The organism is Bartonella sp. AA2SXKL, from assembly GCF_042197205.1.
Taxonomy (GTDB): domain Bacteria; phylum Pseudomonadota; class Alphaproteobacteria; order Rhizobiales; family Rhizobiaceae; genus Bartonella.
The window spans coordinates 198440-221974 of sequence record NZ_JBHIRN010000001.1; the positions used below are offsets into that span (position 1 = coordinate 198440).

Below are 23535 nucleotides of genomic sequence, written 5' to 3' on the forward strand. Positions count from 1 at the left end.
TTTCAAATAGGCGATATAAACCAATAAAATACGACAACTCCTATTGAATAACCGCAATATATAAACCGGTGCTCCCATTAAAATACCTAAAACAGCATCATCGATATATTTTTTGATTCGACAGAGAAAAATATGATAAATATCTCTTACCTTTCAATAACACACGCATTTATTGAGAGCTTCGTTTATCACTCATTATCACGTTAATCTAGTGATATCTTTATCTATGATACAATTATGAGTAAGCTAAACTTATAAAACAACAAACTAACCTCTAATGATGAAGCCTTTTTCACCACTCAATAACAACATTAAGGTTATAGTCATAAAAGAAGTTTTGGCATAAATAAGGAAATTTTCAGTAATAATGTTTGGTTAAACTTAAATGGAAACTCGTGAAAGCTGTAAAATCAAAGAGAAAACTGATTTCCCAAATAAATTCTGCGTACATCAACGTTGTTGATAATATCGTTAGGACAACCGTGAACTAACACCCGCCCTGTATGAATAATATAAGCGCGATCGACAAGCCCTAATGTCTCACGCACATTATGATCCGTTATTAAAACACCAATGCCACGCCTCGTTAAATGACGAATAAGTTGTTGAATATCGAAAATAGCGATAGGATCAATTCCTGCAAATGGTTCATCAAGTAACATAAAATGGGGACGAGAAGCTAAAGCGCGCGCAATTTCAAGTCGCCGACGTTCACCTCCAGATAACGAAAGTGCAGACATTTTACGTAAATGATCAATTTTAAATTCATGTAAAAGGCTATCTAACTCTTCACGTTGTTTAAGGCGATCTTTTTCAACGACCTCTAAAACAGCTTTAATGTTATTTTCTACTGAAAGACCACGAAAAATAGACGCTTCCTGTGGAAGATATCCAATACCTAAACGCGCACGTCGATACATCGGAAGATGCGTAATATCAAATCCATCAATTTTAATGGATCCTCCATCAGATTTTATAAGCCCTGTCACCATATAAAAACAAGTTGTTTTACCTGCCCCATTGGGCCCTAAAATGCCAACGGCTTCTCCCGTACGAATGCCAAAAGAAACACCATTAACAGTTCGTCTTCCTCGATAAACTTTAATCAAATTACTGGCAATCAAGGTCCCTTTTAAGGGATTTTTTGAAGCTTCACTTTCAAGATTATACCTATCCGTCTGTTTTTTTCTTTTGATTCCAAACATGAAATCTTAATGGCCATTCTTTTGATTTTGTTTTAAAATAATAGAAACACGACCTTTTTTCTTAGGCGTCTCACAACCTTCTAAAAAAGCCTTTCCGCTTTCCATATTTGCCGTTAGTTTGCACCCCGTTGCCACATTGTCACCATCAGTTAACACAACATGATTCCCTGTCAAACTCATCATTTTTGACTTTCCATCAAAAACGCCTTTATCACCCGTAGCAACTTGAGTAGCAATTTTTATATAAACTTTTCCCAAAGCTTCCATTTTTTGTATACTCGACGAACCAAATAAAGAAACAGATGATGCCTTTGTATCTTCCTTGTTTTTATCAATTTCTTTATATGCTTTATCGTAGTAAACAACTAATTCTGCCGTTTTTAAAAGACGTTCACCTTGTACCACTGAAACATCACCCTTAAAAAGCGCTATCCCTTCTTTATCACGTATTTCCAAAGAATCTGCATGAAGTTCTACCGGTTCTTTATCGCTTGATAGACTTATTCCAAAATGGGCCACTTCAGCATATCCTAAAACTGCTCCTTCTCCTAACATTCCCATGCTAAAAGCCAACATCACACCTATCCATCTTTTGTACGATTTCATTATTTCAATTCTTTTGTTTGTATATACACATACTTCTCTTTATAAATATCCTTTAAAGATTTGTATTGATATTGCGTTATTGCTTTTGAAGCACTAAATGCACACCACCATGGAAATACATGTTTTTTCCTTTTTCTCGAATTTGTAAGGCGTTTGCGGCAAGATGAAAACCGGCTTGCTGAATATTAACACGTTGATCTGTTTTTAACTGTCCCTCGGATAAGTTAATACTAGCTGACATAAATTGTACCATCATCCCATCATTCGTCATAATGGTGAATGGCTTGTCCAACTGTAAAAAACCATTAATGTTATCGTAAACCCCCCCTTGTGCTGCGAGAAAAACCTGTCTTTGTTGGCCCATAAATGCTCTAGCTGTAATGTTTTGCAACCCAATCATTCCAGCGTGGGTATGATCTTGAAATGCCTTTTCTGCTTTAAGCCAATAAGGTTCATGAGCACGCGTATACCCTTCTAATTTTGGATTGAGCATCGTCAAATTCATCACGCCACTTTCTCCATTATTCAAAGGCATAGAATCAGAAGTAACGGGAACCAAGAAAAACGTAAACCAGCAAAAAACCAGCGCTGAAATCAACGCTAAGATAGGTAAAAAAATTTTTAATATGCTAATGCGACGCGAATGACGGGATGCTTTTTTTAAAACATCTCCAAAAGATGATTGCGTTGAAAAGGCTTTATAATGATTGTGTACGGACATACTCTCCTGATCTCTTAAATCCTCCGCATTTTTAATCTGTATACCCTTTATAGAAGGTATTTTCAAATTTTGTTTCTTGCAATTTGTTTTTTCTTGATTTTATTTTGCTTTTATCCGTTTATATATTGTAATATGCATGGAGTGCACAATTACAAAATTTTTTTGTGTGAAAGTGAGGCTATTGTGGTAAAATCAGAGCTTGTGCAAATTATCGCTCGTCATAACCCGCATCTTTTTCAACGGGATGTGGAGAATATTGTAAACGCTATTTTTGAGGAAATTGCAACAGCACTTGCAAATGGCAATCGCGTTGAACTTCGTGGATTTGGAGCTTTTTCTGTAAAAAGCCGTTCAGCTCGTAATGGACGTAATCCACGAACAGGTGAAGCCGTTTCTGTTGAAGAAAAGTGGATTCCTTTTTTTAAAACTGGCAAGGATTTACGCGACCGTCTTAATCAGTGAGAAACTTATGATAATTAAACGTATTCTTCTAACAAGTATCGGTGTGATTCTCGCAGCGGTTTTGATTGTTTTTATCGTGGCTAATCGTCAAATGGTTCCGTTAACCCTTGATCCTTTTCGAGCAAATCCTGAAAGTTTTACTTATCATGCTCCCCTCTTTATATGGCTCTTTATCTTCTTTGGTTTTGGTATTTTATTAGGAAATCTGATCAGTTGGTTTTCCTATCACAAATACAAAAAAGCTCTCAAAAAAAGTAAAGCCGAGATTGAAAAATTGAAAACATCTATCACAAATTTGGTGTAATGGTATTTAAATGAAATCTTTTCTCTCTGTATTCTATATTCAGTACAGAGTTAAAAGTGCTCTTTTTCTTTTTTTTTATACATTGTTTTAATTGACTTTAGCTTTTTTGCACTTTTACGAAACATTTAAGAGCTTTATAATATATTTTTATACCTCATATACCGTGATACAAAACATGCCTGCACAATGCTTTCAATTCTCCCATAACAATAGATATCCGCAGGAAAAGCTGCCCCTTATTTTAGAAACGGGTATAAGCGAAAACTATGCTCTCATTGATTCTGGTCATGGACAAAAATTAGAACGTTATGGAGCTTACCGCATTATTCGACCAGAAGGTCAAGCACTATGGAAACCCGCTTTACCACAAAAACAATGGGCTGATGTTGATGCTATTTTCACAGGAAACCTTGATGAAGAAGGGGTTGGGCGTTGGCATTTTCCTAAAAAGCCACTTGATGAAACATGGGTTCTTGCTTGGAATGGATTGTCTTTTCTAGGCCGTTTTACTTCCTTTCGTCATGTGGGGGTTTTTCCTGAACAAGATGCCCATTGGCGCTCTATGGAAGAACAAATTGTTAAAGCCGAACGCCCTATAAAATTGTTGAATCTTTTTGGCTATACAGGTATTGCCTCTTTGATTGGAGCACGAGCGGGTGCGAATGTTACCCATGTTGATGCTTCTAAAAAAGCCATTGCGTGGGCAAAAGCTAATCAAGAAAGAGCAGGATTACCAGATCATTCTATTCGCTGGATTTGCGATGATGCTATGAAATTTGTCGAGCGTGAACTGCGTCGTAAAAAAAGCTATGATATGATTCTTCTTGATCCCCCTGCTTATGGGCGTGGACCCCATGGTGAAATTTGGCAACTGTTTGATCATTTACCCGCCATGATCACAAATTGTCGTAAACTTCTCTCTGATAAACCGCTCTCTGTTGTCCTTACAGCTTATTCTATTCGTGCTTCCTTCTTTGCACTTCATGCTTTAATGCGTGATGCATTTGTAAATCTTGGTGGTACGGTCGAATCAGGAGAACTCATTTTGCGTGAAGAAGTTGCAGGACGTGCTCTTTCTACTTCTCTTTTTAGCCGTTGGATTGCTTGAATATGTGTAGACCCAAAACTGGTAGAGTGAAAGAAATTACCTCTCTTAGCAACCCCATCATAAAAAATCTTAAAGCACTTAGCCAAAAGAAAAACCGTAATAGAGAAGGTCTTTTCATGGCAGAAGGATTGAAATTGGTCATTGATGCTCTCAATCTTGGCTGGACAATACAGACGCTTATTTTTTCTAAAAGTGAAATCGGTAATGCTACTATCGAAAATACTGCCGCACGTGCTGTAGCCAACGGTGGTTTTGTTATTAAAGCCTCACAAAAGGTTATGGAATCACTTACCCGACGCGATAATCCACAAACAGTTATTGGTATTTTCAAGCAAAAATGGCACTCTTTTGAAATGATAAAAGGGCAGATTAAAGATGTTTACATCGCGCTTGATCGTGTACGTGATCCTGGAAACCTTGGTACCATTATTCGAACCGCTGATGCTGTAGGTGCTAAAGGTGTTATTTTAATTGGCGAGACAACAGACCCTTTCTCGCCTGAAACAGTCCGCGCAACCATGGGATCTATTTTCTCTGTACCACTTTATCGTTTTGATGAAAACGGCTTTTTAAACTGGTCTTCTCACTTTAAAGGTATGATTGTTGGAACACACCTCAAAGGTTCTCTGGATTATCGCACACTTGACTTCAAAAATGGCCCTATTATCCTTTTAATGGGGAATGAAAAACAGGGATTATCAGATCTTCTTACGAATCGGTGTGATAAACTTACGCGTATTCCACAAAGCGGACGAGCAGACTCGCTTAATCTAGCTGTAGCAACAGCTGTTATGCTTTATGAAATCCGTCGCCCCTATTTAATACTGGAACCATGTGAGGAAAAACATGATTCGTAAATCACTCCCTTTTCTTCTCTTGGGCTTGGCTTTTACAGTAGTACTTGATCAAGCTGTCAAATACTGGGTTATGCACAATATGCCTTTAGGAACAGAAATTTCGCTTATTCCTTTTCTTTCCCTTTATCATGTGCGCAATTCTGGCATTGCATTTTCGTTTTTTTCTTCCTTTTCTCAGTGGGGAATCATCGCCATCACGATCATTGTGATTATCTTTCTTCTATGGTTATGGAAAAATACTGAATATAATAAGTCTTTAATGCGCTTTGGCCTTATTCTTATTATTGGGGGAGCCATCGGCAATCTCATTGATCGTATTCGCTTTCATCATGTCACTGATTATATACTTTTTCATATTGATGATATTTTTTATTTTGCTATTTTCAACCTTGCAGATAGTTTTATCACTCTCGGTGTTATTGCCATCCTTATTGAAGAATTGCGTACTTGGATGAAAGCAAGGCGTCATTCCAATAGTACATCTTCTCACTGATATGTTCAGTGCCTTAGAAAACAGAGATTATTGACCATCACAAGTCTGATTACGCATTGATTTCTCTTAATCAATTCTTGTTGCTCGTCATTTCACGTGTTTCTCTTCATGGGACTATAAGATCTTACTTTCTTTTCAACTTTACATTTCTACACTTAGTTAGTGCAAAAGAAATGAACTCAAATAGAATCAATATTTTTTATCCATGTGTCCTACATCACAATTTTTGAGGAGACATTTCACAGCATTCGAAGTTCTGTTTATTTGATTAGAACAATTGCTTTTCGTATGTTTTTTAGTTTTTACAGATATCGATTTTACAGAGCCTTTCTTAAGTGCTTCGTTTAAAAACTCTCCTTTTTTATTTTATATATTGTTTAATAAAAAACATTTTTTCAACTATTTTCAATGGTGTCTTGTTAAAGCAACATATTGATTATAAATATAAATTACCGTTTTTCATATTGAATAAAAGCCCTTACTATTCTAAATCTCTTTTATTTGGAATCTGTTCATGTTGAATCCATTAAAACCATGTCTCTTGCAAGACACAAGCAAGTCAATAATCTTGATTGATTTAATATGAACAGATTTTCAACCAGAGAATCTTGCGATATTCGGAGTATCATTTAGCATTCAAAAAGACAATTTATCATTATACATCAATATATTATAAAAAATCCAATTCAATAGCTCTTATAACCGTGCAAAACAGATGCAATATTGGAGGTTGAAATAGTGTGATGATACTTGCCGCTCTTCTCATAAACGCAAAAATAGTGAATATTTTATAAGGGATTGTATTACATAGTTTCTGTGAAAATAGAAAAGTTTTTAAGTATAGTCTTTTTATCTTGCAAAAATATGGCAAAAAATGGAAATATTTTTTATTAAAATGAACTATTTCCTTACCAATTTGTAAGGTTCCTTCTTCATATAAATCTCTTGTAATTTTTAAATAAATCTCCATAATAAGAGCATATATGCTGGAATTCTGTCAGTGATTCTTAAGGGTTTTTGTATTTGCCCAATTAAGGCTTATACCAAGCTTATCTGTGTAATGACAGAGACACCTTTAAAGCCCTATACCTGACAGAACATATGCTAAAGGATTTTATATTATGGCTAATTTTAAAGATTTACGTTCGGCACCTGCTTCTCATGCCGATGCATCAATTGATCAGGGATTACGCGACTATATGTTGGGTGTCTACAATGCAATGGCCATTGGTTTGCTTATTACAGCTGCTGCCGCTTATGCAATTGTATCATTAGCAACGACAACAGATATGAGCCAAGCAGCAGCTCAAATCAATAGCAGTGTTTATCTAACACCATTTGGAGTAACATTTTATACATCGCCATTCTCTTATATTGTTATGTTTGCACCACTCATAGCAGTCTTATTTCTCAGTTTTAAAATTAATACATTGAGCACAAATGCTGCTCGTAGTCTCTTTTTTGGTTATGCTGCTCTGGTTGGTCTTTCACTGTCTTCAATCGTTTTGCGCTATACGACAGAAAGTGTTGTGCAAACCTTTGTCATTTCCGCCGCAACTTTTGGAGCTCTTTCACTTTATGGATACACAACAAAGCGTGATCTCACAGCAATCGGTTCATTCTTATTCATTGGATTGATCGGCTTGTTGCTTTCCATGATTGTGAACATTTTTCTTGGATCAAGCGCTTTGCAGTTTGCTATCTCTGTGATTGGTGTTTTTATCTTTGCTGGTTTAACAGCCTACGATACCCAGAGCATTAAGTTGATGTATTATGAAGGAGATGAAAGCGATACTAGAGGACGTAAAGTTATTATGGGCGCGCTGAATCTTTATCTTGATTTCATCAATATGTTTGTCTTCTTGCTACAGTTTCTTGGCTCAAACCGTGATTGATTGCAAAAATCATTACTTAATTAAAGAACCTTGTTTCTTTTAGAAACAAGGTTCTTTTGTTTTTAGTGTAAATCTTTACCCTCTGCTTCTTAGAAACTATTCTTTTCGCAAAATGACAAAAATCCCTTATAAGCAAAAATTCCCTTGGTTTACCGGTTTTATCCAACAAAAACTCCATAGCTCCTTTTTAAATACAATTCATAGCCGCTCTCATCATCAATCAAACATTGTCAATCAAAATAGTAATTATGATCTGACCGTTGCTTCCTATAATGTGCATAAATGTGTAGGTGTTGATAAAGTTTTTAATCCTACAAGAATTGTCCGTGTTATTACTGAATTACAAGTTGATATCCTTGCTCTTCAAGAAGCAGATAAACGTTTTGGGGAACGCATCGGTTTGATTAATCTTCAGCTATTAAAAGCTGAAACCGGTTTGATTCCTGTACCTCTTAATACTATGTCACCTCATGGCCATGGTTGGCATGGGAATGCTCTTTTTTTGCGAAAGGGATATGTACGTGATACTTTACAAGTCACTCTTCCTAGTATTGAACCACGTGGGGCTGTAATTGTAGAGTTGGAAATGGCAGCAGGACCTATTCGTATTATTGCGGCTCATTTTGGATTATTACGTTACTCTCGTAAACAACAAACAAAAATGCTCCTTGAAATTTTCCAAAAACGCCCCCTTATGCCTACACTCCTCATAGGAGATTTTAATGAATGGCGAATGGGAAAAGGCTCATCTTTAAATCATTTTTTTCCCTATTTTGATAGCACTTTTGAAGTTGTACCAAGCTTTCCCTCTCGTTTTCCTTTGTTAGCCCTTGATAGAGTTTTTTCTTTTCCCCACCAATTGGTAACAAGTATTGAAAATCATTATTCACCACTTGCACGCATTGCTTCAGATCATTTGCCTATCAAAGCCTATCTTAATCTTTCCAACGCAATCAATATTCTTAAAAATAAATAAAAAAATTAATGTGCCTCATCCCAATTTTGAGCCGTCATAACTTTTACTTCAAGCGGGACAGATAAAGATAGAACCGGTATTGTAGCATTTTCCATAACATTTTTAACAACAGTCATGGTTTTTTTACTTTCTTCTTCTGGTACTTCAAAAATCAGTTCATCATGAACTTGCAGCAACATTTTTGCTGATAGTTTTTCTGCTTTTAAAGCATCTTCCATATGTATCATAGCGCGGCGAATAATATCGGCTGCAGAACCTTGAATTGGAGCATTGATAGCTGCCCGCTCATTAAGAGAACGAATTTTTACATTCTTTGCTTTTATTTCTGGATAATGGATACGACGTCCAAAAATTGTTTCTACATAACCATTTTCACGTGCAAAGATTTTGGTCTTCTCCATATAATCTTTAATTCCTGGAAATCTTTCAAAATACAGTTGAATATAACGACCCGCTTCTTGGCGTGAAATTCCCAATTGATTGGCTAATCCAAAAGCTGAAATACCATAAATAATACCAAAATTAATCGCTTTTGCACGCCGTCGTATATCTGAATGCATTCCTTCTATCGCAACACCAAACATTTGTGATGCCGTTATAGCGTGAATATCATGCCCTTTAGCAAAAGCTTCTTTTAATGCTTTTATATCCGCAATATGTGCAAGAATGCGCAACTCAATCTGACTATAATCAGCAGAAAGTAACACATGTCCTTTGGGAGCAATAAAAGCTGTTCGAATTTTACGTCCTTCAGCAGTTCGCACTGGAATATTTTGCAAATTTGGCTCTGATGATGATAACCGACCAGTTGATGTTATTGCCAAAGAATAATTCGTGTGAACTCGCCCTGTTTTTGAAAAAATATAAGAAGGCAAGGCATCTGTATAGGTAGATTTTAGCTTTGAAAGTTGACGCCACTCAATAATTTTACGCGGTAAAATATGACCTTCAGCAGCCAACTCTTCTAAGGTCTGTGCAGAAGTTGACCATTGTCCACCCTTTGTTTTAGCGCCTCCAGGCAATCCCATTTTGCCAAAAAGGATATCCCCTAATTGCTTTGGCGAAGCAAGATTAAACTTTTCATCAGCTTGTTTGTAAATTTCCTCTTCTAGAATCAAAGCAGCTTGTGCCAACTCTCCTGAAAGACGCAATAAAATCTGCCGATCAATAAGAATCCCCCGTTCTTCCATTCTTGCAAGAACTTCTACAAGAGGTCGATCAAGACGCTCATAAATTTTTGTCATTCCACGAGCAACAAGTTGCGGTTTCAATACTTGCCAAAGACGTAGCTTTATATCAGCATCTTCCGCCGCATAAAGGGTTGCTTGTTTTAAATCTACTTGTGCAAAAGAAGTAATTTTTTTCCCGTTATGCGTTAAATCTTTATAGGCAATTGGTTTATGCTCAAGCCAACGTTCAGACAAATCATCCATATTATGGGTTAACATTCCAGCATCAAAAGCATATGATAAAAGCATGGTGTCGTCAAAAGAGCTTATCATAATGTCGTATTGCTTCATCACCAACCAATCATATTTTATATTATGACCAATTTTTAACACCGCTGAATCTTCTAATATCGGTTTTAAAAGTGCTAAAGCTTTTCGAGCCCCAATCTGTGAAGCAATGCGCCCGCCCCTCAAAAGGTCCTCTTCTCCTTCATCAAAATGTTCAAGAGGTATATAAGCTGCTTTTTCCGGCTGTAATGCGAGTGAAAAACCAACAAGCTTTGCTTGCATCGGATCAAGAGATGTTGTTTTAGTATCAAAAGCGAAAAAACCCTGCTCTTGTGCTTGTGATAACCAGTCTTTTAAAATTTCCTCATCAAGAATTGTTGTATAAGCATCTCTTGTAATTTTTTGAGTCAGCGCTTGATCTTTACGTTCTTGTGCAAAAACTTGTGGAGAATTTTCAGAAAAATTATGAAGGGATGCGCGCTCAGTATTCTTGATATCAGAATCATGCCTGATATCAGAATCATTCCTGGGGCTTAGTTTTTCCCATTCAACATTTATATCAAGTGCGTCAATAACAGCTGCATCGCATGTTGTTGCCTCTGCCACGCGACGCGTTAATGTTGAAAACTCCATCGCTTTCAAAAAAGCAATTAAACGTGGACCATCTTGTGGCTCCAAAATAAAATCATCTAAATCATTATCTATAGGAACATCTGTTTTAAGCCTGACAAGTTCACGAGATATTTTAACTTGTTCTCTATAAGCTTGAATGTTTTCACGTCGTTTTGTTTGTTTAATTTCTGTTACGTTTTGCAATAGAAGATCAAGAGAACCAAATTCATTTAACAACTGAGCTGCAGTTTTTGGACCAATGCTTGGAATACCCGGTACATTATCCGTTGAATCTCCAATTAATGCTTGTAAATCAATCATTTTTTCAGGCGCAACACCCCATTTTTCTATAACTTCTGAGATACCTATATGCTTATCTTTCATTCCATCATACAAAGATACATGCGTATTTACGAGTTGCATAAGATCCTTATCGGAAGAAATAATGGTTGTTTTTGCCCCAACCTTTGTTGCCAACTTTGCATAGGTAGCAATTAAATCATCCGCTTCAAAGCCTTCCTTTTCAATACAAGGCAAATTAAAAGCCTTCGTTGCTTGGCGTATTAGCGCGAATTGAGGAATTAGATCTTCAGGAGGTTCAACGCGATTCGCTTTATATTCAGGATAAATTTGTTTCCGAAAAGTATCAGATGAATAATCAAAAATAACAGCAAAATGTGTTGGAACAACACCCGTAGCTGTATTACGAGCATCACAAAGTAATTTCCATAACATATTGCAAAAACCAGCTACTGCTCCTACAGGAAGTCCATCCTTTTTACGTTTTAAAGGCGGCAAAGCATAATAAGCACGAAAAATATAGCCTGATCCGTCAACCAAAAAAAGATGATCTGTTGCTTTCATGACATTTTTTCTCCATTTCAGCTAAAAAAACAAATTACCCTTATATATTTTTTCACTTTGCCTCTAAAAAGCCATTTTTTCTCTTCATAAGACGTGAAGTCGTTGCACTTTATATTAAGTACCTAGAGCTTTTCTTTGCTGTTACAGGATTAATAGCTTTCATTTTGCTCCTCCTATGATAGCTGAGGTACGATGTAGCGACAGGGTCGTTGTGGTGTTCCCCTCCCCACAACGACCGTTTTTTTTGACATCGATATTCTTTAATTTCAATCGTGACTCTTTTAGATAAAAGATGATGTTATTCATGAATTTTGAAGTTATTCCACAGAGCTTTTTCACCCATTTTGTAGATAAAATCAGCGTGTAACTTTTTTTCTTGCATACTCAATCTTGAAGGTAAAGCCTGCGGGCGAATTTTAACGGCATAAGATGTATCTTTATCGTTCTGGATATGTTCATCAATACCCCTTCTGTTATCAAAACCCAATACACCTTGCTTTCCACCGATGAGCTCAATATAAACATCGGCTAGAATCTCTGCATCAAGCAAAGCACCATGAAGAACACGATGGCTGTTATCAATTCCAAAACGTTTGCATAAAATATCAAGAGAATTAGGACCCATAGGAAATTTACGCCGCGCCATAGCCAATGTATCAAGAATATTATCAACACTGATAAGCGGTTTGTTGACGCGTTTTAATTCTGCATTAATAAAACCAATATCAAAACTCGCATTATGCGCAATCATTGTCGCGTCTTTGATAAATTCCAAAAATTCATCAACAATATCACTAAAACTTTTCTCGTTTTTCAAGCGTTCATTGGTTAATCCGTGAATTGCTACAACTTCATCAGGAATAATAACGCCTTCAGGGTTTAAATAAACATGAAATTGGCGTCCTGTGAGATAACGATCAACCATTTCTACACAACCAATTTCGATTATGCGATCTTTCTCTTTATCTAAACCTGTTGTTTCTGTATCAAAAATAATTTCACGCATAATTTTAATTCTTTAGCAATTTTTTTATCACATCAAAAACCTGTTGACGTGTATTCTCTAAATCTTTCCCTGTATCAATAATAAAATCAGCGCGTTCTCGTTTTTTTTCATCTGGCATTTGTTGAGCGTTGATAAAGGCAAATTTTTTCTCATTCATACCTTGGCGAATCATTACACGTTCTTTTTGTATTTCTGGTGGAGCAGAAACAACAATAACGCTATCCACACGACTTTCACCATTTTTTTCAAACAGAAGTGGAATATCAAGAATAACTAATTTTTTTCCTTGTTCACGCGCTATATCAATAAATTCCCTTTCTTTTTCTTGCACCAAAGGATGAATTATTTTTTCTAATGTTTGTAATTTTTCTTTATCATCAATCAAAATTTCAGAAAGTTTCAAACGGTTAACTTCTCCGTTTTCAACCACACCAGGAAAAATACGCTCTATGAATGACAAAGCTGGCTCACTTTTATAAAGCTGTTGTACTGCTTCATCAGCACTAAAAACAGAAATACCCGCTTGCTTGAAAAAATCAGCAACTGTTGATTTTCCCATAGCAATTGATCCCGTTAATCCTATGATCTTCATTCTCTTTTTTCACTCATATCCTCTAAAATAGCTGTCCGTAACGCTTTTGTTACCTGTGGTCTTATTCCGAACCACTGTTCAAACCCTATAACAGCCTGATGTAGAAGCATCCCAAGTCCATCAACCGTCTTGAGATCACAAGCCTTTGCCTGTTGTAAAAAAGGAGTTATCAATGGTGTATAAATAATATCTGTTACTAATGCCGTTTTTTTTGCTTTATGAAAATCGCAAAAAAAAGAATCACTTTTTTCTTCTGGACTTTTTATGCCAATAGAGGTTGTATTAACAATCAAATCAGCTTGATGAAGTATTTCATGGATTTTATGCCAATCGTAAACTTTAATGATTTTTCCAAAATGCTGAGCTAAATTATCAGCACGTTGTTTTGTACGGTTAATTAAATAAATCTGTTCAAATCCGCGTCTTTTTAAGGCATATATGATAGCGCGTGCGGCACCACCTGCTCCAAAAACAAGAGCTGTTTCCCCTCCCCAATCAGATACAAAATCATCAAGATTAGCGCTAAAACCATAGGCATCACTATTCGTGGCACAAAGCTTATCTCCTTCATACCAAAGTGTATTAACAGCACCAATCATTGTTGCTCTCTCATCTTTATAATCTGCTAAACGAAAAGCTTCCTGTTTATAAGGCAAAGTAACATTTCCTCCACAAAAGCCTATTTTTTGTAAAGACGCAATAAAATGACTGAACTCTTCAGATGTTACTTCTTGTGCAAGATATTCTCCTTGTAAACCATATTGTTTAAGCCAAAAATTGTGAATTCTTGGCGATTTTGAATGATGAATTGGAGAACCAACAACAAAAGCACGCGGATAATTTGTTTTTTTTATTGTTAAGTCAACCATCAATAATTCCTAAGTGGCGCAGTTTTATGAGTAGAGGCAGCAAAGGTAAACCAACAATGGTAAAAAAATCTCCTTCAATTTTTTCAAAGAGATGAATTCCTTCTCCTTCAATTTGATATACTCCCACGCTGTTTAAAACATCTTTTCCTACGCGTGCTAAATAACGTTCAATAAATTCTGATGAGAGTAAACGGACGGACATATGTGCACTAAAAGCTTCAACCCAAATTTTTTGACCATTTTTAAATAAAGCTACCGCACTATGAAGAGAATGGGTTTTTCCTGATAATTCACATAAACGTTGATGTGCTTCTTTAATATTTGTTGCTTTGTGAAAAACTTGACCTTCAAAATCAAGAACTTGATCACAACCAATAACGAAAGCATCAGGAAAACGGTCTGAAACATTTTTTGCTTTTGCGCTCGCAAGAAAACAGCTGAGTTCTTTAGGTGTTTTTTCTTTTGCTTTTTTTTCTACTTCTCTTTCATCAAAAGAAGCTCCTTCAATGGAAAAATTTAAGCCTGCTTTTTTTAATAATTTTGCACGATAAAAACTAAGAGATGCTAATATTAAAGTATCTGCGTTCATGAGAATTTTCTCTCATTTCCTTCACGAAATCGTGATAACAGTTCAAATATTGCAGCAGCAGTTTCTTCAATAGAACGTCTTGTGACATCAATAATAGGCCAACCAAAACGTTCGCAAATGCGTTTTGCATGGATTAATTCTTCAGCTATGTTGATACGATTAGTATAATTATCAAGAGCAAAACCTTCTCCTAAATCTCTATTTTGACGAATATGTGAGATTCTTTCAGCTGAAGCAATTAAACCAATAATTAAAGAATTTTTTACCTCTAAAAGAGATTCTGGCAAATCAATTCCTGGAATAAGAGGAACATTAGCCGTTTTGATTCCGCGATTTGCTAAATAGATGCTTGTTGGTGTTTTAGAGGTTCTTGAAATTCCCACAAGGATCACATCTGCTTCGGATAAGCTACTGGAAGACTGTCCATCATCATGCTCTATTGTAAAATCCAGTGCCTCAATACGGCGAAAATAATCTGCATTAAGATCATGTTGTGCGCTCGCACGTAAATGTGTTGGCATTCCAAGGTAAGACTGAAAAGCATTTAAAACAGGATGCAATATATCAATACAGGGAACTTCTATTTTTTTGCATTTTTTTTGAAGGAGTAGTTTAAGTTCTTCATCAATCATTGTGTAAAGAACAATACCTGGCTCTTGTTGTATTTCATCAAGAGCTTTCTGTAACTGTATTCTATTACGAATCATAGGATAGATATGCTCTGTTGCCTGAATCATTGCATATTGCGATGCTACAGCTCTTCCAACAGAAATTAATGTTTCTCCTGTTGCATCAGAAAGCATGTGTAAATGAAAGAATTTTTTTTCTTTTGTCACAAAAATTTTAACTCCTTGTTAAGACATGTGTATATATCCTCACCGTTTTTTATAAAACTAAAATTTATGAAAAATTCTCCTTTTTTATGCACAAATTAAATGCTTGTGATAATTTAATCCCTCTTATAAAAAAAGAGGGGATAATATCTTTAAGATAGTGATATTTTTATTCTTTTTTCAGTTCCTTTTGTGGATAAAATTGAGGATAAATAATAATCCACACTAAACACAGTTATAAATAAGAATAATCCTTTCTTTAATATAAATTTATTAATATAAATTTCTGTAAAAAATACTTTTGAATAGCATTTCATTAATGCTATAATCCTAACTCACATTTTTGTTATTAAAATAATTAAATACTATTTGGATTTTATATTTTTTCAAGTTTTTCATATAATTACTTAATATTACAGGAACAAATTTCATATAAATGGTACTTGCAGATTAAAAAAATTGAGTGTAGGATATTTTTTCTTAATAATATTTCACTCATAAATTTCCATAAATTATTTAGAACAATCTTCTCCTTAATTACAAAGAGCATATTTCATGCAAAAAATGAAACTACAAGAACTTAAAAGCAAAAATCCCGTTGAGCTTGTTTCTTTTGCTGAAACATTAGAAGTTGAAAATGCCTCCCTTATGCGCAAACAAGAATTAATGTTTGCTATCTTGAAAAAACTTGCTCTACAAGACGTTGAAATTATAGGAGAAGGTGTTGTTGAAGTTTTACAAGACGGATTTGGATTTTTGAGATCTGCTGATGCTAATTATCTTCCTGGTCCTGATGATATTTATCTTTCACCTGCACAAATACAGTCGTTTTCTTTAAAAACAGGCGATACAATTGAAGGTCCCATACGCAGTCCAAAAGAGGGAGAACGTTATTTTGCTCTCCTTAAAATTAATACAATTAATTTCGAAAAACCTGAAAAGATTCGTTATAAAATCCACTTTGATAATCTTACTCCTCTTTATTCAAATGAACGTTTCCAAATGGAAATACAAGATCCTACAGAGAAAGATATGTCATCACGCGTGATTGATTTGATATCTCCATTGGGAAAAGGACAAAGAGGGTTAATTGTAGCTCCTCCTCGGACGGGAAAAACAGTTTTACTTCAAAATATTGCTCATTCTATTACCACTAATCATCCTGAATGTTATCTCATTGTTCTTTTAATTGATGAACGACCAGAAGAAGTTACTGATATGCAGCGTTCAGTAAAAGGAGAAGTGGTTTCTTCTACTTTTGATGAACCTGCAATACGTCACGTACAAGTGGCAGAAATGGTTATTGAAAAAGCCAAACGTCTTGTTGAATATGGGCGTGATGTTGTTATTCTTCTCGATTCTATTACACGTCTTGGGCGTGCATATAATACAGTTGTTCCTTCTTCAGGTAAAGTTTTAACAGGTGGTGTGGATGCAAATGCCCTCCAGCGTCCAAAGCGTTTTTTTGGTGCAGCACGTAATATTGAAGAAGGCGGATCTTTAACCATTATTGCAACGGCTTTGATTGATACAGGAAGTCGTATGGATGAGGTTATTTTTGAAGAATTTAAAGGAACAGGTAATTCGGAAATTGTTCTTGATCGAAAAGTTGCTGATAAACGTATTTTCCCTGCTATGGATATTTTAAAGTCAGGAACGCGTAAGGAAGAACTTCTGGTAGAACGACAAGATTTACACAAAATTTTTGTTCTTCGTCGTATTTTAGCATCTATGAATGTAACAGATGCAATTGAATTTTTGATTGATAAATTAAAGCAAACAAAAAACAATAGTGAATTTTTTGATTCAATGAATACGTAGAGTCATTAAAGTTTTTATTAGGATAAAACCTGTGGATACAATCTTTGCTGTTTCGAGTGGATTGTTACCTTCAGGGGTTGCAGTCATTCGGCTTTCTGGTCCTCATGTTGTGGATATAGTTAAAACGCTTTGTGGTCGTTTACCTAAAGCACGTTTTATGCATTATGGAAATCTTACTGCTCGTGATGGTAGTTTTTTAGATTCTGGTTTAACTGTTTTTTTTCCTGCTCCTCATAGTTTTACGGGGGAAGATTGTGCAGAATTCCATTTACATGGAGGAAAAGCAGTCGTTAATCGTTTTCTCGATGAATTGTCGACATTTTCTGGATGCCGTATTGCAGAAGCAGGTGAATTTTCACGTCGTGCTTTTATGGAAGGAAAATTAGATCTTGTTCAAGCAGAAGGTCTTGCTGATTTAATAGAAGCAGAAACGGAAAGCCAACGGCGTTTAGCTGTTATGGGTACAAGTGGACATTTAACGACGCTTTATCGTGATTGGCGTCATAAGCTTATGAAGGCGCGTGCTTTTATTGAGGCAGAACTTGATTTTGTTGATGAAGCAGATATTCCCAACGCAATATCTGATAAAGTTTGGAAAGATGTTCAGGATCTTTGTACTTCTATTCGGGAATATATTACTGAAGGAGAACGTGCGAGTATTTTACGTGATGGATTAAAAATTGTTATTGCTGGTGCTCCAAATTCTGGAAAATCAAGCATTATGAATCGTCTTTCAGGAAGATCTGTTGCTATTGTAACGGAAGAAGCAGGAACAACCCGTGATGCTTTAGAAATGAGAATTATTCTTGGTGGTTTACCTGTTTTTTTAACCGATACTGCTGGTTTTAGAAAAACAGAAAATAAAATAGAACAGATGGGAATAGAAATTGCTAAACAGCATGTTAGGGAAGCTGATTTGGTTATTTTGGTTTATGATATAGGAAATCCTAAGCAAGTTGATTTACCAGAAACATCGGCTGAAATATGGTGTGTTGGCAATAAGCTTGATCTTTATGAAAAAAATGATCAGCGTTGGTCTATACAATTTTCCGCATTAACTGGTTTAAATTTTGATTATTTTATAAAAGAACTTGAATTATTTTGTCATCATCGTGCTTCTGAAATTGGAAATATTGTTCCAGCACGTAAAAGGCAACTTCAATTATTAAAGGAGGCTGTTAAAGAGATTGAATTTTCTCTTAATTATCATTCCCTTGATCTCAGTTTACGTGCAGAACATCTCCGTTGTGCAAGTGATTTTCTTGGGAAAATTACAGGAGATATTGATGTTGAAGATTTGCTTGATATTATTTTTTCAGAATTTTGTGTTGGTAAATAATGATTCACGTGAAACATTGATTATTTCATAGACAGATTATAAAGATTATGTATTTTATATCCTGTTTCACGTGAAACCTTAGAATATTTTCTACGGAATGAATTAAATGCAATCATATGATGTTGTTATTGTTGGTGGTGGTCATGCTGGCTGTGAAGCGGCTTCAGCTTCAGCACGTGTAGGAGCCAAAACAGCGCTTGTTACACATAAAATATCAGCACTGGGAACAATGTCGTGTAATCCTGCTATTGGTGGACTTGGAAAAGGGCATCTAGTTCGTGAAATAGATGCGTTAGATGGTCTTATGGGAAGAGCAGCGGATGCTGCTGGAATTCAGTTTAGACTACTTAATAGACGTAAAGGACCGGCAGTAAGAGGACCACGGACACAGGCAGATAGACAACTTTATAAAAAAGCAATTCAAAAATTATTAAAAGAACAAGAAAATCTTACTCTTATTGAGGATGAAGTTATTGATCTGGTTGTTAAAGATAATTGTGTATCAGGTGTTATTTTAAAAAAACAAGGAACAATTTTTTCTGGTGCTGTTGTTTTAACAACAGGTACGTTTTTAAATGGCTTTATTCATATTGGTAATAAAACATGGGCTGCTGGTCGTATGGGAGATCAGTCAAGTGTAAAACTTGCTGAACATTTGAAAAAATATCATATAAAACTTGGACGATTAAAAACAGGAACCCCTGCTCGTTTGAGTAAAAAAACAATTGCTTGGGAAGCTCTCCAAAAACAACAAGCAGATGAAAATCCCATACCCTTTTCTCTTTTAACAGAGAAAATTGAACAACCACAAATTGAATGTGCAATAACACGTACAAATGAGAAAACACATCAAATTATTCGCGAGAATATTTATCGCTCTGCTTTATATTCTGGAAATATTGAAGGGTTAGGACCACGTTATTGTCCTTCTGTTGAAGATAAAATTGTTAAATTTGGAGAACGTGATGGACATCAGATCTTTCTGGAACCAGAGGGATTAAATGATGATACTGTTTATCCAAATGGTCTTTCTACTTCTCTTCCTGAAGATGTACAAATTTCTCTATTGAAAACCATTGAAGGATTGGAAAATGCTATAGTTTTGCAACCTGGTTATGCTATTGAATATGATTTTGTTAATCCACAACAATTAACGAGAAACTTAGAATTACGTTCTTTACCGGGTTTGTTCTTAGCAGGCCAAATTAATGGTACAACAGGATATGAAGAAGCAGCAGCACAAGGACTTTTAGCTGGATTAAATGCTGCACGTAAAGTAGGTAAATTAGATGAAATACTTATAAGTCGTTCTACTGCTTATATTGGTGTTATGATTGATGATTTGGTTTCACGTGGTGTTTGTGAACCTTATAGGATGTTTACATCACGTGCTGAATTTCGTTTATCTTTACGATCTGATAATGCTGATACGCGTTTAACACCTTTGGCACAAAAATGGGGTATTGTGAGTAAAATACGTTGGGAATGTTATCAGAAAAAACAACAACGGCTTGATCAAGCACGATCAATATGTCAAAATCTTTTTTTAACACCCAATGAAGCTTCTGCTCATGGATTACATGTTAATCATGATGGAATTCGGCGTTCGGCTTATGATTTTCTTGCTTATCCTCATATGACCTTAGAGCGTCTTTCAGATTTTTGGCCACAATTAAAAACAATTGATTCTAAAACAGCAGAATCTTTAGAAATTGAAGCACAATATGCGGTTTATTTAGATAAACAAGCACAAGATATTGCCTCTCTTCAGAGAGATGAGCGTTTAGAAATTCCTTCTTCTCTCGATGTTCAGGCAATTTCAGGTCTTTCAAATGAACTTAAATCAAAAATTCAAGAAGTGTCGCCGCGTTCAATTGCTGATGCACAAAAAATTGATGGCATGACACCCGCCGCGTTATCGCTTATTATTACACATATTCAACGTCAACGACGTGAAAAGGCTAAAACAGCTTAATGAATTTTTCTACAGAAAAAAAATATCAACAATTATTAAATATTGTTCCTTCTGTTTCACGTGAAACGATGGAAAATTTAATTCAGTTTGAGTCTTTAATACTTCAGTGGAATGCACATATTAATTTGATATCTGCTACAACTATACCAGATCTATGGACACGACATATTCTAGATTCAGCACAAATTTTTCCTTTGTATGCTCATTCTTTACATTGGTGTGATTTAGGATCAGGAGGAGGTTTTCCTGCAATTGTGATTGCTATCTTTTTGAAAGAAAAAAAATCAGGACATATTAATCTTGTTGAAAGTAATGGGAAAAAAGTTGCTTTTTTGCGAACAGTTATTGCTCAACTTAATCTTCCAGCAACGGTTTATCACGCTAGAATTGAAGATATATATCAAAAAATTCCCATATCTGATATTATAACAGCACGGGGATTAGCGCCGCTTGATACTCTTTTACAACTCATTTTTCCTTTATTAACAGAAAAAACAATAGCTCTTTTGCAAAAAGGTCGGGATTACGCTACAGAAATAAAAAATGCCTCTGCCAATTGGCACTTTGATCTGTTAAAACATAAAAGTAAAGTTGATGAAAATTCTGTTATTTTGGAAATTTCTCATATTCGATCATATAGAGGGTAGAGCAAAATGAGCGAAACACGAATTATCGCTATTGCAAACCAAAAGGGTGGAGTCGGAAAAACAACCACAGCAATTAATCTTGCTACAGCTTTAGCGGCTATTGGTGAAAATGTCCTTATTATGGATGTTGATCCACAAGGTAATGCTAGTACAGGTTTAGGGATTGATCGTAATAGCCGTCCTTTATCTTCTTATGATGTTTTGGTTTCGGGCGTTTCAATTACACAGGCGGCTTTAAAAACAGCCGTACCCAATCTTTATATAGTTCCTTCTACACTTGATCTCTTAGGTGTGGAAATGGAAATTTCTTCATCAAAAGATCGCATACAACGCTTACGTAAAGCTCTCTATGATGATCCGGAAATGGAAAAAAAATTCAATTATATTTTAATTGATTGTCCTCCCTCCCTTAATCTTTTAACACTTAATGCTATGGGGGCTGCGGATTCTGTTTTAGTGCCTATGCAGTGTGAATTTTTAGCACTTGAAGGTTTAAGTCAATTACTTGAAACAGTAAAACAAGTGCGATCCGTACTTAATCCATCTTTAGAGATCCAAGGTATTGTTTTAACAATGTATGATGGACGTAATAACCTTTCAAATCAAGTTGTTGAAGATGTACGCTCTTTTATGGGAGATAAAGTTTATCGTACTGTTATTCCACGAAATGTAAGAGTATCAGAAGCGCCTTCTTTTGGCAAACCTGTATTGCTTTATGATCTTAAATGTGCTGGGAGCCAAGCTTATTTGCGTCTAGCATCAGAAATGATTCAACGTGAAAAACAAGCACGTGCTGCTGCTTAAAAATGTAAAATTTTTTGTAAGAAAACTCAAAGAGCAAAATTATGAACGATGATCTATCAAAAAAAAGACTAGGACGTGGATTAGCGGCATTGATTGGAGATATCAATTTAAACAACAATATTGCACGTTCATCAAGCTTTGATAAATTAAATGAATCCGGTAGTCTTTCTGAGCAATTTATTTCTATTGAATCTATTTCATGTAATCCTCACAATCCTCGGCGTCATTTTACTGAAACAGAGCTTGATAATTTGACACAATCAATTCGTCAACACGGTGTGGTTCAACCGGTTATTGTGAGGCCTTTAAGAGATCATCCTCATCGGTTTGAATTGATTGCGGGTGAACGGCGCTGGCGTGCAGCACAACGTGCAAATTTAAGTCAATTACCCGTTATTATTCGTGATGTGGACGATAAAACGGCTTTGGAATTGGCAATTATTGAAAATGTTCAACGTGCAGATCTTAATCCTATCGAAGAAGCAAAGGGATATGAGATGCTTCTAAATGAACATGATTATACGCAAGTAGATTTAGCGCAAGTTATAGGAAAAAGTCGTAGTCATGTTGCAAATACGCTTCGTTTGTTAAAACTTCCAGAAAAAGTACAACAATTCTTAACTGATGGACAACTTTCTGCAGGTCATGCACGTTGTCTTATAACCGTTGATGATCCACAAAATTTAGCTGAGAAAATTATTCGTGAAGGGCTTTCAGTACGTCAAACAGAAATACTTGCATATGAGCAAGCTAATCCTAAAACTAAAAAGCGTACCAATACGGAGAAAGATGCTGAAACAAAATCTTTAGAAAAATTACTTGCAGATGTGATAGGAATGAAAGTTATTATTCGACATGGTAAAAAAGGTGGAGATTTAAAAATACATTACTCTTCATTAGAACAATTAGATGAAATTTGTCGGCGTTTACAAAGTTAATCAATTGTTCTAAAAAGATTTTTTTAACAGTTATCTTTTAAAATTTTTATTATTCTATACATATGCTCTTTAGCAAATTCTATATTGCTTGAAGGTAAAAAGTTTTTTTCATAAGTAGAATTTTCTTCATCAGTAAGTACATACAATGTCGCTTGAAGTGCTAGGTGAGCAATAACAAACTCTTTCGGTGTTATATTATTTTCTTTTAAAATATTCACAAGTTTTGGATTATTAGAAATATAGGCAGCGTATTTTTCAATATTATCATTATAAGTATTGAAGTCACTTTTTTTATTTATTTGTTCTGTTTCTGAAGATAAATTTTTACATTCTATTTTGATTTTTTCCAGCTTTAAAAGAAGATCTTCTGTTAAGGGATAATTTGCAATGAAAGGCGGTATAAAAGAAAGATCATCTATTTCTTGTTTTTTTTCTTGAGCGTATGATGCAAAAGGAAAAATGAAGAAAAAGCACAAAAGAAGTTTAAACATGACTAAAAATTATCCTTTCTTTTTTGAATTTCAATAAATATTTTTTCGTCTGTTATTCTTTATTTTTATAA

The 23535-nt window shown here is 35.3% G+C and carries 23 protein-coding genes; 13 read left to right on the forward strand and 10 right to left on the reverse strand.

Going from position 1 to position 23535, the window contains the following annotated elements; translation table 11 throughout:
* Positions 1-410 precede the first annotated feature (410 nt).
* From lptB to lptC, 3 genes are all read right to left on the reverse strand, one after another.
* A complete protein-coding gene (gene lptB / locus ACFINS_RS00700; RefSeq protein WP_012754448.1) occupies positions 411-1205 on the reverse strand; it encodes an LPS export ABC transporter ATP-binding protein in 795 nt (264 codons plus the stop codon).
* Between the two features lie 6 nt (positions 1206-1211).
* Positions 1212-1811 (reverse strand): LptA/OstA family protein, encoded by a 600-nt coding sequence (locus ACFINS_RS00705; RefSeq protein ID WP_375612778.1) that lies wholly within the window; start codon positions 1809-1811, stop codon positions 1212-1214.
* Positions 1812-1887: 76 nt separating this feature from the next.
* The gene (gene lptC / locus ACFINS_RS00710) at positions 1888-2532 is read right to left on the reverse strand and encodes an LPS export ABC transporter periplasmic protein LptC (protein WP_375705760.1); all 645 of its coding nucleotides are present in this window, start codon (positions 2530-2532) and stop codon (positions 1888-1890) included.
* Between the two features lie 183 nt (positions 2533-2715).
* Here lptC and ihfB point away from each other — a divergent pair, with 183 nt between their 5' ends.
* From ihfB to ACFINS_RS00745, 7 genes are all read left to right on the forward strand, one after another.
* Positions 2716-2994: an integration host factor subunit beta gene (gene ihfB, locus ACFINS_RS00715; RefSeq protein WP_273790186.1), complete on the forward strand. Its 279-nt coding sequence runs from the start codon at positions 2716-2718 to the stop codon at positions 2992-2994.
* Positions 2995-3001: 7 nt separating this feature from the next.
* Positions 3002-3298 (forward strand): lipopolysaccharide assembly protein LapA domain-containing protein, encoded by a 297-nt coding sequence (locus tag ACFINS_RS00720; RefSeq protein WP_273790185.1) that lies wholly within the window; start codon positions 3002-3004, stop codon positions 3296-3298.
* Between the two features lie 175 nt (positions 3299-3473).
* Positions 3474-4406, forward strand: a complete 933-nt coding sequence (locus tag ACFINS_RS00725; RefSeq protein ID WP_375611350.1) for a class I SAM-dependent methyltransferase — start codon at positions 3474-3476, stop codon at positions 4404-4406.
* A gap of 2 nt (positions 4407-4408) precedes the next feature.
* Positions 4409-5263 carry a TrmH family RNA methyltransferase gene (locus ACFINS_RS00730; RefSeq protein ID WP_375611349.1) on the forward strand — a complete coding sequence of 285 codons (855 nt, stop codon included), beginning with the start codon at positions 4409-4411 and terminating at the stop codon, positions 5261-5263.
* Entirely contained in the window at positions 5253-5756 is a 504-nt protein-coding gene (gene lspA / locus ACFINS_RS00735; RefSeq protein WP_375611348.1) for a signal peptidase II, read from the forward strand. The genes ACFINS_RS00730 and lspA overlap by 11 nt, the downstream gene beginning before the upstream one ends.
* A gap of 1121 nt (positions 5757-6877) precedes the next feature.
* Positions 6878-7651 (forward strand): Bax inhibitor-1/YccA family protein, encoded by a 774-nt coding sequence (locus tag ACFINS_RS00740; RefSeq protein ID WP_375611347.1) that lies wholly within the window; start codon positions 6878-6880, stop codon positions 7649-7651.
* 112 nt (positions 7652-7763) lie between these two features.
* Positions 7764-8627, forward strand: coding sequence for an endonuclease/exonuclease/phosphatase family protein (locus ACFINS_RS00745; RefSeq protein WP_375620887.1), 864 nt, complete (start codon positions 7764-7766; stop codon positions 8625-8627).
* Between the two features lie 5 nt (positions 8628-8632).
* On the opposite strand, the gene polA is transcribed toward ACFINS_RS00745, so the two are convergent.
* The 6 genes from polA to ACFINS_RS00775 form a co-directional block, all read right to left on the reverse strand.
* On the reverse strand, positions 8633-11560 hold the full coding sequence (gene polA / locus ACFINS_RS00750; protein WP_375705761.1) for a DNA polymerase I: 2928 nt from the start codon (positions 11558-11560) through the stop codon (positions 8633-8635).
* A gap of 298 nt (positions 11561-11858) precedes the next feature.
* Entirely contained in the window at positions 11859-12566 is a 708-nt protein-coding gene (gene dnaQ / locus ACFINS_RS00755) for a DNA polymerase III subunit epsilon (protein ID WP_375629128.1), read from the reverse strand.
* Between the two features lie 4 nt (positions 12567-12570).
* Entirely contained in the window at positions 12571-13158 is a 588-nt protein-coding gene (gene coaE, locus ACFINS_RS00760) for a dephospho-CoA kinase (protein WP_375612770.1), read from the reverse strand.
* The gene (locus ACFINS_RS00765) at positions 13155-14027 is read right to left on the reverse strand and encodes a shikimate dehydrogenase (RefSeq protein ID WP_375629126.1); all 873 of its coding nucleotides are present in this window, start codon (positions 14025-14027) and stop codon (positions 13155-13157) included. Before ACFINS_RS00765 ends, coaE begins: the two co-directional genes overlap by 4 nt.
* Positions 14020-14616 (reverse strand): Maf family nucleotide pyrophosphatase, encoded by a 597-nt coding sequence (locus ACFINS_RS00770; RefSeq protein WP_375611343.1) that lies wholly within the window; start codon positions 14614-14616, stop codon positions 14020-14022. Before ACFINS_RS00770 ends, ACFINS_RS00765 begins: the two co-directional genes overlap by 8 nt.
* A complete protein-coding gene (locus ACFINS_RS00775) occupies positions 14613-15452 on the reverse strand; it encodes a pyruvate, water dikinase regulatory protein (RefSeq protein WP_375612767.1) in 840 nt (279 codons plus the stop codon). The genes ACFINS_RS00770 and ACFINS_RS00775 overlap by 4 nt, the downstream gene beginning before the upstream one ends.
* Before the next feature lie 552 nt (positions 15453-16004).
* Here ACFINS_RS00775 and rho point away from each other — a divergent pair.
* From rho to ACFINS_RS00805, 6 genes are all read left to right on the forward strand, one after another.
* Positions 16005-17270, forward strand: coding sequence for a transcription termination factor Rho (gene rho / locus ACFINS_RS00780; RefSeq protein WP_015857121.1), 1266 nt, complete (start codon positions 16005-16007; stop codon positions 17268-17270).
* A 31-nt stretch (positions 17271-17301) separates the two neighbouring features.
* Positions 17302-18609: a tRNA uridine-5-carboxymethylaminomethyl(34) synthesis GTPase MnmE gene (gene mnmE / locus ACFINS_RS00785; RefSeq protein WP_375688776.1), complete on the forward strand. Its 1308-nt coding sequence runs from the start codon at positions 17302-17304 to the stop codon at positions 18607-18609.
* A 106-nt stretch (positions 18610-18715) separates the two neighbouring features.
* Positions 18716-20584, forward strand: coding sequence for a tRNA uridine-5-carboxymethylaminomethyl(34) synthesis enzyme MnmG (gene mnmG, locus ACFINS_RS00790; RefSeq protein ID WP_375639846.1), 1869 nt, complete (start codon positions 18716-18718; stop codon positions 20582-20584).
* Positions 20584-21231: a 16S rRNA (guanine(527)-N(7))-methyltransferase RsmG gene (gene rsmG, locus ACFINS_RS00795; RefSeq protein WP_375639849.1), complete on the forward strand. Its 648-nt coding sequence runs from the start codon at positions 20584-20586 to the stop codon at positions 21229-21231. The genes mnmG and rsmG overlap by 1 nt, the downstream gene beginning before the upstream one ends.
* A gap of 6 nt (positions 21232-21237) precedes the next feature.
* Entirely contained in the window at positions 21238-22035 is a 798-nt protein-coding gene (locus ACFINS_RS00800) for a ParA family protein (RefSeq protein ID WP_273790170.1), read from the forward strand.
* 41 nt (positions 22036-22076) lie between these two features.
* Positions 22077-22973 carry a ParB/RepB/Spo0J family partition protein gene (locus ACFINS_RS00805; protein ID WP_375639853.1) on the forward strand — a complete coding sequence of 299 codons (897 nt, stop codon included), beginning with the start codon at positions 22077-22079 and terminating at the stop codon, positions 22971-22973.
* 23 nt (positions 22974-22996) lie between these two features.
* Here the strand turns inward: ACFINS_RS00805 and ACFINS_RS00810 are convergent, their stop codons facing one another.
* Positions 22997-23464 carry a hypothetical protein gene (locus tag ACFINS_RS00810; protein ID WP_375648941.1) on the reverse strand — a complete coding sequence of 156 codons (468 nt, stop codon included), beginning with the start codon at positions 23462-23464 and terminating at the stop codon, positions 22997-22999.
* Positions 23465-23535: the final 71 nt, after the last annotated feature.